General features: G+C 43.8%; 11 protein-coding genes and 1 rRNA gene. 3 read left to right on the top strand and 9 right to left on the bottom strand.

What is annotated here, in order from left to right:
- Positions 1-160 precede the first annotated feature (160 nt).
- Together NSQ34_RS04225 and NSQ34_RS04220 are read right to left on the bottom strand one after the other, a co-directional pair.
- Positions 161-1,709 (bottom strand): 16S ribosomal RNA (locus tag NSQ34_RS04225).
- 317 nt (positions 1,710-2,026) lie between these two features.
- A complete protein-coding gene (locus NSQ34_RS04220; protein ID WP_024425790.1) occupies positions 2,027-2,905 on the bottom strand; it encodes a nucleotidyltransferase-like protein in 879 nt (292 codons plus the stop codon).
- A 189-nt stretch (positions 2,906-3,094) separates the two neighbouring features.
- Here NSQ34_RS04220 and NSQ34_RS04215 point away from each other — a divergent pair, with 189 nt between their 5' ends.
- Entirely contained in the window at positions 3,095-3,442 is a 348-nt protein-coding gene (locus tag NSQ34_RS04215) for a YgzB family protein (RefSeq protein WP_024425201.1), read from the top strand.
- Positions 3,443-3,477: 35 nt separating this feature from the next.
- On the opposite strand, the gene perR is transcribed toward NSQ34_RS04215, so the two are convergent.
- Together perR and bcp are read right to left on the bottom strand one after the other, a co-directional pair.
- Complete coding sequence (perR, locus tag NSQ34_RS04210) at positions 3,478-3,915, bottom strand: peroxide-responsive transcriptional repressor PerR (RefSeq protein ID WP_012009347.1); 438 nt, start codon at positions 3,913-3,915, stop codon at positions 3,478-3,480.
- Between the two features lie 157 nt (positions 3,916-4,072).
- Positions 4,073-4,540 carry a thioredoxin-dependent thiol peroxidase gene (bcp, locus tag NSQ34_RS04205; RefSeq protein WP_024425791.1) on the bottom strand — a complete coding sequence of 156 codons (468 nt, stop codon included), beginning with the start codon at positions 4,538-4,540 and terminating at the stop codon, positions 4,073-4,075.
- Between the two features lie 129 nt (positions 4,541-4,669).
- Between bcp and NSQ34_RS04200 the strand changes: the two genes are divergently transcribed.
- Positions 4,670-5,965 (top strand): glutamate-1-semialdehyde 2,1-aminomutase, encoded by a 1,296-nt coding sequence (locus NSQ34_RS04200; protein WP_034284215.1) that lies wholly within the window; start codon positions 4,670-4,672, stop codon positions 5,963-5,965.
- A gap of 247 nt (positions 5,966-6,212) precedes the next feature.
- Positions 6,213-7,286 (top strand): aromatic acid exporter family protein, encoded by a 1,074-nt coding sequence (locus tag NSQ34_RS04195; protein ID WP_034284217.1) that lies wholly within the window; start codon positions 6,213-6,215, stop codon positions 7,284-7,286.
- Positions 7,287-7,508: 222 nt separating this feature from the next.
- On the opposite strand, the gene NSQ34_RS04190 is transcribed toward NSQ34_RS04195, so the two are convergent.
- From NSQ34_RS04190 to NSQ34_RS04170, 5 genes are all read right to left on the bottom strand, one after another.
- Positions 7,509-8,405 (bottom strand): ABC transporter permease, encoded by an 897-nt coding sequence (locus NSQ34_RS04190; protein WP_025093464.1) that lies wholly within the window; start codon positions 8,403-8,405, stop codon positions 7,509-7,511.
- A 17-nt stretch (positions 8,406-8,422) separates the two neighbouring features.
- Positions 8,423-9,424: an ABC transporter permease gene (locus tag NSQ34_RS04185; protein WP_061110605.1), complete on the bottom strand. Its 1,002-nt coding sequence runs from the start codon at positions 9,422-9,424 to the stop codon at positions 8,423-8,425.
- A gap of 61 nt (positions 9,425-9,485) precedes the next feature.
- Positions 9,486-11,072 carry an ABC transporter substrate-binding protein gene (locus tag NSQ34_RS04180; RefSeq protein ID WP_061110602.1) on the bottom strand — a complete coding sequence of 529 codons (1,587 nt, stop codon included), beginning with the start codon at positions 11,070-11,072 and terminating at the stop codon, positions 9,486-9,488.
- Positions 11,047-12,024 carry an ABC transporter ATP-binding protein gene (locus NSQ34_RS04175; RefSeq protein WP_120208556.1) on the bottom strand — a complete coding sequence of 326 codons (978 nt, stop codon included), beginning with the start codon at positions 12,022-12,024 and terminating at the stop codon, positions 11,047-11,049. The genes NSQ34_RS04180 and NSQ34_RS04175 overlap by 26 nt, the downstream gene beginning before the upstream one ends.
- On the bottom strand, positions 11,993-13,015 hold the full coding sequence (locus NSQ34_RS04170; protein ID WP_120208558.1) for an ABC transporter ATP-binding protein: 1,023 nt from the start codon (positions 13,013-13,015) through the stop codon (positions 11,993-11,995). Before NSQ34_RS04170 ends, NSQ34_RS04175 begins: the two co-directional genes overlap by 32 nt.
- Between the last annotated feature and the right edge of the window lie 99 nt (positions 13,016-13,114).

Genomic DNA, 13,114 nt, shown 5'->3' with positions numbered 1-13,114 from the left:
ACTATGTGTGATGAACTTTGCATTGCATTCAATGTGAATGTATTACTTATTGTTATCTAGTTTTCAAAGAACAATCCTGTCTCGCTAGAGACATGTTTTGAAGGAATGATCCTTCAAAACTAAACAAGACGAAAACGTACGCTGCTCCATATATCCTTAGAAAGGAGGTGATCCAGCCGCACCTTCCGATACGGCTACCTTGTTACGACTTCACCCCAATCATCTGCCCCACCTTCGGCGGCTGGCTCCATAAAGGTTACCTCACCGACTTCGGGTGTTGCAAACTCTCGTGGTGTGACGGGCGGTGTGTACAAGGCCCGGGAACGTATTCACCGCGGCATGCTGATCCGCGATTACTAGCGATTCCAGCTTCACGCAGTCGAGTTGCAGACTGCGATCCGAACTGAGAACAGATTTATGGGATTGGCTAAACCTTGCGGTCTTGCAGCCCTTTGTTCTGTCCATTGTAGCACGTGTGTAGCCCAGGTCATAAGGGGCATGATGATTTGACGTCATCCCCACCTTCCTCCGGTTTGTCACCGGCAGTCACCTTAGAGTGCCCAACTGAATGCTGGCAACTAAGATCAAGGGTTGCGCTCGTTGCGGGACTTAACCCAACATCTCACGACACGAGCTGACGACAACCATGCACCACCTGTCACTCTGTCCCCGAAGGGAAAGCCCTATCTCTAGGGTTGTCAGAGGATGTCAAGACCTGGTAAGGTTCTTCGCGTTGCTTCGAATTAAACCACATGCTCCACCGCTTGTGCGGGCCCCCGTCAATTCCTTTGAGTTTCAGTCTTGCGACCGTACTCCCCAGGCGGAGTGCTTAATGCGTTAGCTGCAGCACTAAGGGGCGGAAACCCCCTAACACTTAGCACTCATCGTTTACGGCGTGGACTACCAGGGTATCTAATCCTGTTCGCTCCCCACGCTTTCGCTCCTCAGCGTCAGTTACAGACCAGAGAGTCGCCTTCGCCACTGGTGTTCCTCCACATCTCTACGCATTTCACCGCTACACGTGGAATTCCACTCTCCTCTTCTGCACTCAAGTTTCCCAGTTTCCAATGACCCTCCCCGGTTGAGCCGGGGGCTTTCACATCAGACTTAAGAAACCGCCTGCGAGCCCTTTACGCCCAATAATTCCGGACAACGCTTGCCACCTACGTATTACCGCGGCTGCTGGCACGTAGTTAGCCGTGGCTTTCTGGTTAGGTACCGTCAAGGTGCGAGCAGTTACTCTCGCACTTGTTCTTCCCTAACAACAGAGCTTTACGATCCGAAAACCTTCATCACTCACGCGGCGTTGCTCCGTCAGACTTTCGTCCATTGCGGAAGATTCCCTACTGCTGCCTCCCGTAGGAGTCTGGGCCGTGTCTCAGTCCCAGTGTGGCCGATCACCCTCTCAGGTCGGCTACGCATCGTCGCCTTGGTGAGCCATTACCCCACCAACTAGCTAATGCGCCGCGGGTCCATCTGTAAGTGACAGCCGAAACCGTCTTTCATCCTTGAACCATGCGGTTCAAGGAACTATCCGGTATTAGCTCCGGTTTCCCGGAGTTATCCCAGTCTTACAGGCAGGTTACCCACGTGTTACTCACCCGTCCGCCGCTAACATCCGGGAGCAAGCTCCCTTCTGTCCGCTCGACTTGCATGTATTAGGCACGCCGCCAGCGTTCGTCCTGAGCCAGGATCAAACTCTCCGAGGTATGCAGGATGCATATCACACATGCGTTGCTACACGATGTAGCGAACTTAGCATGTGATCATTTCCTGCCTCGCCAGTTTGACTGACTACCTATGAAGTATCATAGGATTTTTTTATAAAAACTCGAATTAACAGGTACGTTTTGTCTTGTTTAGTTTTCAAAGATCATCTTCGTTATCGCTCAGAGGCGACTTTCTTAATATAACATTTGAGCACCGTGTGCGTCAAGCGTTTTTTTAGAATTTCTTTTTGTCAGCTTTTCTTTCAAAGCAACTCAGTTGCTCGTTAGCGACGTTTAATAATATACCATCATAATATTCATGCGTCAATATCTTTTTTCACAAAATATCCTCGATGATAGATTTTTTGACCCTTTGTCTCAATCGGCTCCACTTGAACAATTCCTTTTTCCACAAAGAAATCAATCATGACGCTAAGGTCAGGCGTGAAATACTTTAGATCTGGGTGTGCAAGAAGCTCACCAAAAAGCCATATATCCTTCTGTTCCATGACATGACGCAAATGAGCGGCACCAATTTCTGCTTTTGAATGGATCAAAAAATCATTTGCTAAAAATAAAAGTTCCAAACGTTTATGCAGACTTTCATGGCTTTCAATCAGTTCTGAGTAAAGTTTGTATACTTCAGGTTCCATATGACGCACTTGGTTCCAAACGGTCACTTCTGGGTGGAAGCCTTTATCAATTACTTCAATACGTGCTAGGTGATGCAGGGCATGCACAATGGAATTATATGCATCAAGGAATTGATTTGACTCAAAAAATGCTTTTCCTTCTATATATCTGCGAATGAGCTTGCCATATTCTAAACCGATTTTGAGCTTGCGGTTTGAAAACGGGAATGTACTTAGTTCATCAATTAAGTTGAAGATATATTCATTTCGATCAAACAGGACTTTTCCATTCAAAATCCAATCGATGATTCGGCGGTTAGTGCCGAGGGTAATCCATTCCTTCAGTTGATCATCTGTGACAACATTTAAAGAAGCTGTTTGGTGATCGGATTCATAGTGCTTGATAAATAACGGCTCTTCCGCTTCTTTTACGATGACCAAAAGTGCTGCATCAAAGTTATCCGTCTCAGAAGATACTTTATGTCTTCTTTCTACTATAATCACAGCTAATGTGTCTGGATGGCTTGCTCTCTCTTGATAAATAGGACGGAGAAGATTTTCCATAGTGATTCCTCCAATACTCGGGTGTAAGGTTCTTCTCTAATGCTATGTATTTCTCCTCATAGAATCAAAATTCCTTCAATACATGAAAAAAGATCATTGAATCATTATAAGCAATTTATTCACAAAACTCTATAACTAATTCAAACGGAAAGGTAAAATGTGCTATATTGGAGATAAGGGGGACTAGGGATGGCGAAATACTCCAGTAAGATTAATAAAATCAGAACATTTGCACTTAGTTTGGTTTTTGTTGGCTTTCTGATCATGTATATCGGTGTGTTCTTCAAGGAATCGATTTGGCTGTCGACTTTCTTTATGCTGCTTGGCGTCTTATCGATTGGATTAAGTACAGCCGTTTACTTTTGGATTGGTATGCTTTCTACGAAGGCAGTACGTGTCGTTTGTCCAGGGTGTGAGAAGGAAACAAAAGTGCTTGGGCGGGTGGACATGTGCATGCATTGCAGGGAGCCGCTTACACTTGATCCAGCATTAGAAGGTAAAGAGTTTGATGAATCCTACAATCGAAAAAAGTCATAAAAATAAGCTGACCATTTAAACGGTCAGCTTTTTCATTAATGATTTTCTTTTTTCGCACATTCTTGACAAGTACCATAGATCTCCAAGCGATGATGACTGACTTTAAAGCCCGTCACATGGGATGCAAGCTGTTCAACTTCATCAAGGCCAGGATAGTGAAAGTCCACAATTTTTCCGCAGTTTTCACAAATCGCATGGTAGTGGTCAGATGTCGCAAAATCAAATCGGCTTGAGGAATCACCATACGTTAATTCCTTTACTAATCCAGATTCCCGGAAGACTCGTAAATTGTTGTAAACCGTTGCGACACTCATATTTGGAAATTTTCCTTCAAGTGCTTTATATATATCGTCCGCGGTTGGGTGTGTCATAGAATTTACGAGAAACTCCAAGATGGCATGGCGCTGCGGGGTAATTCGAACACCGGTTTCTTTTAGAGCATCTAAAGCGTCTTTTAGTTCGTGAGCAGCCATTTCATCATGCACCTCTCTTCAAAAATATTCTTATATTATAATCTTTATAAATAGTGTACCCCCAGAGCCGAAACTTTGTCAATTACAATCCTCTTTTTTACCTATTCTTCTTTACAAAAAAGACCGGCATGACTGCCGATCTCATCCTGTGAGGATATTAAGCGTGAGCTTTCAATTCCTCAAGCGCTTCCTCTACGTGGTCTTTTACCTTTACTTTTCGCCATTCTTTCACAAGCGTGCCTTCTTTATTAATCAGAAACGTTGAACGCTCGATTCCCATATATTCTTTTCCAAAGTTCTTTTTCAGCTTCCATACCCCAAAGGCTTCAGACAATTTCTGTTCATCGTCTACAAGAAGAAGAAAAGGCAAATCATGTTTTTCTTTAAACTTTTGGTGCTTGTCCTGACTGTCTGGGCTTACGCCGATAATGACAGCATCTAATTCTGCAAAGCTTTGATGGCGGTCGCGGAAATCACATGCTTCTGTTGTACAGCCTGGTGTCATATCTTTTGGATAGAAATAAAGAACAATATGTTTTCCTTTAAAATCAGAAAGCTTTACTTTCTCCCCATTGTCACCGGTTAATTCAATGTCAGGTACTTGCTGCCCTACTTCGATTGTCATGACACAATCCCTCCAACCTATTTTTTAATTAGCCTATCCAATTTTGAGAGGATATTCAACTAAGGACGCTTGCATCGGCATGTTAAAATAATGATAGACGACGTGATACGTTGAGATAGGAGGCTATTTATGAAATTCACAGAATCAGAAAAATTACATCAAGAGGCGCTGGAGCACATTGTTGGGGGTGTCAACAGCCCGTCTCGTTCATATAAGGCAGTAGGCGGCGGTTCACCCGTTGCGATGGAAAGAGGAGAAGGCGCTTATTTTTGGGATGTTGACGGAAACCGCTATATCGATTATCTGGCAGCATACGGTCCAATTATTACAGGACACGCCCACCCGCATATTACAAAAGCCATCACGAAAGCGGCTGAAACAGGTGTCCTTTACGGAACACCAACGAAGCATGAAGTCACTTTTGCTAAAATGCTGAAGGAAGCCATGCCTGCTTTAGACAAAGTTCGTTTTGTCAATTCAGGTACAGAAGCGGTGATGACAACAATTCGAGTGGCTCGCGCATATACAGGCAGAACAAAAATCATTAAGTTTGCCGGATGCTATCACGGCCACTCTGATCTTGTGCTAGTGGCTGCAGGCTCTGGTCCTTCCACTTTAGGAACACCCGATTCCGCGGGCGTACCAAAGAGTATCGCCAATGAAGTCATTACCGTTCCATTTAATGATATTGACAGCTATAAAGAAGCATTAGATCGCTGGGGAGATGAAATAGCAGCTGTCCTTGTCGAACCAATTGTCGGGAACTTTGGCATCGTAGAACCTAAGGACGGTTTCCTGCAGCAGGTCAATGACCTCACACATGAAAAAGGCGCACTGGTGATTTATGATGAAGTCATTACCGCTTTCCGCTTTATGTATGGCGGTGCACAGGATTTGCTTCAAGTAAAACCTGACCTCACTGCATTAGGAAAAATTATTGGCGGCGGACTTCCTATCGGCGCTTACGGCGGTAAAAAAGAAATTATGGAACAAGTTGCCCCGCTTGGACCAGCCTATCAAGCTGGCACAATGGCAGGAAACCCTGCATCCATTCTTTCAGGTATTGCCTGCTTGGAATTGTTAAAAGAAGACGGCGTTTACGAGCGTCTTGATCAGCTAGGCGCTATGTTAGAGGAAGGCATTTTAGCCCATGCCAAAAAGCATCAAGTAGATATTACAGTGAATCGCTTAAAAGGAGCGCTCACAATTTATTTCACAACAGAAACGATTGTGAACTACGAGCAGGCTGAAAATACGGATGGCGAAATGTTTGCCCGTTTCTTCAAATTAATGCTCGCGCAAGGCATTAACCTCGCTCCTTCTAAATATGAAGCTTGGTTCTTAACGATCGCACATACTGAAAAAGATATTTCTGAGACGCTGCAAGCAGTAGATCATGCATTTGCACAGCTGAAACAATCATAATGAAGTCCCAAACAGGCGTAAAAACATGCGCCTGTTTTTTTATTTACCAGCTCTTGTTTGTCAAAAGCGTGCGAATCTGTTACATTTCTTCTCAATACCTTCTTTTGATGTTTTCATGAACTTTCAAAAATCACTTGAATATTTCGGAAGACCGCTGTATATTACTTAGTTGTTTCATCAAAATATGAATGATAAATGACGAGTGATCATCTATTATCGAAAAGAAAGGAATGCAGGGACAAAACCAATGAAACTTGGAGCCCGTATTTTAAAAACTGGTATTGCCATTGTACTCGCGCTTTACCTGGCAACATGGCTTGGGTTGCCAACGCCCGTCTTCGCGGGAATTGCAGCTGTATTTGCTATCCAGCCATCTATTTATCGATCTTTTTTAACCATTGTTGATCAAGTGCAAGCCAATATTATTGGAGCAGCGCTTGCCATTACGTTCGGTCTGCTTTTTGGCACAGGACCAGTCATTATCGGTTTAACCGCCGTCATGGTCATCGCCATTAATTTAAAGCTGAAGATTGAACACACGATTCCGATTGCACTTGTAACCGTCATCGCGATTTTAGAAAGTGCAGGGGATCATTTCCTTTCCTTTGCCCTAATCCGAACAGCTACTGTGGTGTTAGGAGTTCTTTCTTCATTTTTAGTGAATTTAATCTTCCTGCCGCCAAAATATGAAACAAAGCTTGTTCATCACATTATGGAAAATACGGAGGAGATTTTAAAATGGATCCGTCTGAGCTCCAGACAGTCTACTGATCATTCCACATTAAAGGATGACATCGATCAAATAAAAGAACGCATGATCAAATTAGATCATATTTACTTGCTATACAAAGAAGAACGAAGCTATTTAAAGAAAACCACGTATGTCAAATCAAGAAAGCTTGTTTTGTTCAGGCAGGCCATTATGACATCGAATCGCGCTCTGTATTTGCTGAAAAAGCTTCATAAATTAGAAAATGAAATTCATTTGATGCCAGAGCATTTCAGGGAAAGCTTAACGGATGAAATTGATTATTTATTGTATTGGCATGAGCGCACCTTGATGAAATTCGTCGGAAAAATGAAGCCGCAGGACGATGAATTTCAAAATGAATGCTCTCTTCGCCTTGAGACGTTAACGAAATCATTTATTCAGCATCAGCAAAACCAAGAAAACGACTTGCTCGATTACAATATGCTGAATGTCATGTCCAGCATCATCGAATACCGTGATGAATTAGAGCATTTAGATACATTGATTACAAGCTTCCAGACGTATCACCCAAAAGATAGTGAAATTGAGACAGAAGAAAAAGAAGCATAAACAGAAAAGACCGATTCCTAGAATCGGTCTTAAATTGTTGACAAAGAGCTAAAATGATCTTGATTTTAGCTCTTTGTCATCTTTTCAGCGTGACCTGAAAACCTTTGCAGTCTAGGAAGAACGAGGAGCGGAGCGAATTGGTATTCGTGAGCACCGGCACGCAGGACTGACACCGAATGCGAGGGTTTGCCTGCGCGCTGAGACCGATTCTGAGAATCGGTCTTATTTTATTTTCTTCATTTTAGGATCTAGTGTATCTCTTAATCCATCCCCCATCAGGTTAAAGCCTAGAACCGTCAGCATGATCGCTATCCCTGGGAAGAATAATGTCCAAGGGGCTTGAACGAGATAAGGTCTCGCATCGGCGAGCATTTTCCCCCATTCTGGACTTGGCGCCTGTGCACCTAACCCTAAAAAGCCTAAAGCGGCTGCCTCAATAATTGCGGTTCCGATTGCTAGCGTTGCCTGTACGATGACTGGCACCATACTATTTGGCAGAATGTGACGCAGTACGATGCGGCGGTGTGACATCCCCACCGCCTTTGCTGCCAGCACGTATTCTTCTTGTTTAATACTCAGCACTTTTGAACGAACGAGCCGTCCAAAGGTTGGGACATTAATAATCGCAATGGCAATAAGGGCATTTTGTAAGGAGGGGCCTAGAATGGAGACAATAGCAATCGCTAATAGAATGCTAGGAAAAGCAAGTAAAATATCAAACAATCTAGAGATCACAGCATCTAGCACTCTTCCGCCATAGCCTGCTATCAATCCAAGCAGTGTGCCTAAAATGACAGACCCGAGGACCGAGAAGAAGCCGACCCATAAGGAAATCCGTGCTCCATGCACAACTCTTGAAAATATATCTCTGCCGAAATCATCCGTACCAAACCAGTGTGCAGCTGAAGGGGCACTAAATCGCTCACCGAGTGATTGTTCATTGATTCCATAAGGAGCAATGAGCGGTGCAAAGATTGCTAGGATCAGAAATAAAAAGACAATCACACTGCCAATGACCGCCAGCTTATGCTGAAAGAACTGCTTCATTGATTCAAGAATCAATGATTGAGAGCGTTCATCTTTTGGCTGAGGTGGTTCAAGCTCTTTTTGTGCTTCCATATTGTCACTCTCCCTCCCTAATATTTAATCCTTGGATCAATGACCGCATACAAGATGTCCACAACGAAATTGATCAGGACAAATATAAGCGCAACGACAAGAATACCTGTTTGAATGACTGGGTAATCGCGATAACTGATGGCGTCATATATATACCGTCCGATTCCCGGCCAAGCAAAAATGGTTTCTGTTAAAATCGCTCCACCAAGCAAGAGGCCCGTCTGAAGACCAATAATCGTCAAGACCGGAATGAGCGCATTTTTCAGGCCATGCTGATAAATGATAAAAAATGAACGTACTCCTTTTGCTTTTGCTGTTCGAATAAAGTCGGAATGAAGCACTTCCAGCATACTTGCCCTTGTAATTCTCGCAATAATCGCAGCAGGAATTGTTGCGAGTGCTGTACTTGGTAAGATCAAATGCTTGATGCTGTCAGCGAATTGATCAAACCGGCCTTGCAAAAGCGTGTCCAGTGTATGAATATACGTGATCGACTCGACTGGATTCCTTACATCTTCTCGGCCTGTTGTCGGCAAAATACCTAATTCGATCGAGAACAGCCACTGCCCCATTAAGCCTAACCAGAAAATCGGCATGGACACTCCGATGAGTGCAATAAACATCGCGGCATAATCAAAGAAAGAATGCTTAAACCAAGCACTAATGATTCCGGCATTCACTCCCACCACAATCGCCAGCACCATGGCAAAAAAGGTCAATTCTAACGTCGCAAATAAGTAGGGCTTCATTTCCTGGGCAATAGCCGCTCCTGTTCGAATGGAAGTTCCTAAATCCCCTTTTAAAAGGCCAAGCATATAATGACCGTATTGAACGTACCATGGCTGATCTAAACCGAGCTGGATCGTTAATTGTTCTACTGCCTCTTTCGTTGCCCGCTGTCCTAAGATGACCTGCGCTGGATTTCCAGGTATAAAACGAATAATTGAAAACACGACCAATGTCATTCCGATGAGTACTGGGATGAGCATTCCTGCCCGCTTCATACAATAAGCAAACAAACAGCTTTCACCGCCTTTTTCTTTGTTTGAATCAGGGAGATACAAGATCTCCCTGATTTGCTTATTCGAAATACACGTCAGTTAAAGCTTCTGAACCAGTTGGATGCGGCTGATAGCCTTTTAAATCATTAGAAGCGGCAAGCATTGGAATCGAATGCACCAATGGAATCCAAGGCGCTTCGTCATGAATGATTTCCTGCGCTTTTTTATACAGCTCATTTCGTTTCTTTTGATCTGTGTCTGTTTGCGCTTCAATTAAAATGTCATGCATTTTATCATTTTCGAAGAATGTATAGTTGTTACCGCCAATGCTGTCTTTGTCCAGCAGAGTGTAGATGAAATTATCAGGATCGCCATTGTCCCCTGTCCAGCCTAATAAGAACACATCTGCTTCCCCTTTACTTGCTTTATCTAAGTAGGTTGCCCAGTCATATGTCACAATTTCTGCTTTGACGCCGACCTTTTCAAAATTTGACTGAATGACTTCTGCTACCTTCATTCCATCTGGCATGTATGGACGCGGTACAGGCATTGCCCAAAGCTTGATGCGAAAGCCGTCAGGGAAGCCCGCTTGTTTTAATAGTTCTTTCGCTTTTTCTGGATCATACGGATATGGCTCAATGTCGTCATTGTAGCCTTCTAAAGCTGGCGGCAATGGATTTTTTGCTGGCTCAGCAAGTCCGCCATAAAATGACTCAATAATCGATTCTTTATCGACCGCATAATTGAGTGCCTGACGAACGAGCTTGTTATCAAGCGGCTTTCTTGTGACAGTCAGTCCGATATAGCCTACGTTCATCGATGGTCTTTCAATGAGCTGGAGTGCTTTGTCGGTTTTAATGCCATCTAAATCTGACGGATTCACGCCATCCATTAAGTCGATCTCGCCTGTTTTAAGGGCATTTAAACGAGCAGAGTTTTCTGGAATGGAGCGGAAGATGATTTGATTCAGCTTTGGCTTATCCTTCTGCCAATAATCCTCGTTTTTTTCTAACACGATACGGTCGTTTTGCTTCCACTCTTTAAACTTGAATGGTCCTGTCCCCACTGGATTTTCTCTAAATGAATCGCCGCTTTTTTCAACAGCCGCTGGACTTGCGATGCCAAATGGTGACATAGCAATGTTTTTGAGGAATGTCGCCTGCGGGCGCTTTAGCTGAAATTCAATTTCATGCTCGCCTTTGACGATGATGTCTTTAATGACATGCCCTTTATCTTTTTTATAGCCGCCAAACATACCATAGTAAGGAAACTTTTCTGCGTCTCCATTCATCCAGCGCTCAAAATTGAATTTCACTGCTTCTGCGTTAAAGTCTGTGCCATCGTGGAATTTCACACCTTTTCTTAAGTAGAACGTGTATGACTTTCCGTCCTTTGCAACATCCCATTCTGTTGCGAGGCCAGGATGGATGGTCGTGTCTTTCTCACCGTAATTCAAGAGCTTTTCAAATATATTCTCTGTGACCTTGAAGGTTTCGCCTTCTGTTGTGGTGATTGGATCTAGTGAAGTGGAATCTCCTCCTCTGCCAAATACGAGGGTATCTTTTGTTGCCTTTTCTTCTGATGTCGGTGAAGATGAGCATCCCCCTAAAAAGAGCGCCAGTGCCAGCACAAAAATGAAACTACTGAATAACCATGTCTTCTTCATTGTGTTCCTCCTTTTGATATAAATAACACGCGGCTGCGTGCCCCGGTGCCTCCTCATACAAAGCAGGAACTGCTTTCAGGCATTTCTCCCATCTTTTTGGACACCTTTTGTAGAAAGGACAGCTGCCGCGTTCCGTCATTGGGGTCTCTTCTGCTGCCACATCTTGCGCCTCTAGTACGTGATCCATATGTGGAATGGATTTCAGAAGCAGCGACGTATAAGGATGAAGCGGGCTGTGAAACACATCTTCGGCAGGCCCCATCTCGACAATGCGCCCAGCATACATGACGGCGATCCGGTCGCTCATATATCTGACAACCCCAAGGTCGTGAGAAATAAACAGATACGTCAGAGAAAACGTCTTTTGCAATTCAAGCATCAAATTCAAAATTTGCGCTTGAACGGATACATCCAAAGCCGAAACTGGTTCATCGGCAATGACAAGACTTGGGTGCGTAATAAGTGCTCTAGCAATACCGATACGCTGCCTTTGCCCGCCGCTGAATTGATGCGCATAACGTTCTCCGTAGGAAGGATCAAATCCAACAATGTGCAGCATCTCTTTTACCCGTTTCCGTCTTTCTGCTTTCGTCCCATGCTGATGGACAATCAGCGGTTCCTCTAAAATATCTTTGATTTTCATTCTTGGATTTAAAGAAGCATATGGATCTTGAAAGATCATTTGAATGTCTTTTCTTAAGGAACGCATGTCTCGTTCTTTTAGAAGGGTGATCTCCTGCCCTTTTAATTGAATAGAGCCTGACGTCGGTTCAGTCAATCTCATTAGGCTTTTGCCAAGTGTTGATTTCCCGCAGCCTGATTCACCAACAATGCCAAGCGTTTCTCCTTCCTTCACGTGAAAGGACACTTGATTTAAAGCCAAAGTCGATTGTTTATGTTTAGAAAAAAAAGCGGCTGTGTCATACCGTTTTGTCAGCTGATTCACTTGCAAGAGTGGGTGAGTCAGTGTCTTCTCCTCCTTCCATTAGAAAACATGCCACGCGGTGATTCTGTTCAATGGATTGTAAGGCTGGATCTTTTTCAAGACATTGCGGCATTTGGTATGGGCAGCGTGGTGCAAATTGACAGCCGGACCGGATGGCCCCTGGCTTAGGCACATGACCTGCAATAGAGATGAGTTTTTCTTTTTTCTCTTTAAACGACGGGACTGAGGCGAAAAGACCTTTCGTGTAGGGATGCAGAGGTTTTTGAAAAATACGGTCAACGGTTCCTTCTTCTACAATTCGACCAGCATACATAATCATGACTCGCTGGCATATTTGCCGCACGACGCCTAGATCATGGGTAATAAATAAAATAGCAGTGTCCATCTCTTCGTTCAGCTTTTTGAGCAGACGAAGGATTTGCGCTTGAATGGTCACATCAAGTGCAGTTGTCGGTTCATCAGCGATCATAAGCTTTGGGTGACAAAGCATTGCCATTGCAATCATGACTCGCTGGCGCATGCCGCCTGATAATTCGTGTGGATATTTTTTAAGTAACGATTCCGCTTGCTTCAACCCAACTGTTTGAAGAAGATCAATCGCCTTCGCTCTTGCTTCTTTTTGACCGATTGATTGATGTGTGAAAAGGGCTTCCGTCATTTGTTTGCCGATGGTCATTAATGGGTTCAGAGAGGTCATAGGCTCTTGGAAAATCATTGAAATGTCATTTCCTCTTATCTCTCGCCACTGCTTCTCTGAAAGTGACAGCAGATTTTGCCCTTCGAAGTGAACCTCGCCCGTTGTATCAGTTTGCTGATTCAGACCCATTAATGACATGCTTGTGATACTTTTCCCGCAGCCAGATTCGCCCACAATCCCTAACGTTTCCCCTTTTTGAATCGAGAAAGATATGTGATGGACGATGGGCACTTTTTGCTTTTTCTGCTGAAACGCAATGGACAGCTGTTTGACATCTAGCAGCACGTCTTGTTCTTTCACATATTCACCACCCCGTCATACTTTTTAAAATTGTATTGAGACAAGCTGGGAAATATGTCATGTTTTTGACAAGCATAAAAAAGCCTATCCGCTAGAATC

Source organism: Bacillus sp. FSL P2-0069 (assembly GCF_038593315.1).
Taxonomy (GTDB): domain Bacteria; phylum Bacillota; class Bacilli; order Bacillales; family Bacillaceae; genus Bacillus; species Bacillus safensis.
Note: the sequence above shows the minus strand (reverse complement) of the source record. Positions and strands in the feature narration are given on the sequence as shown.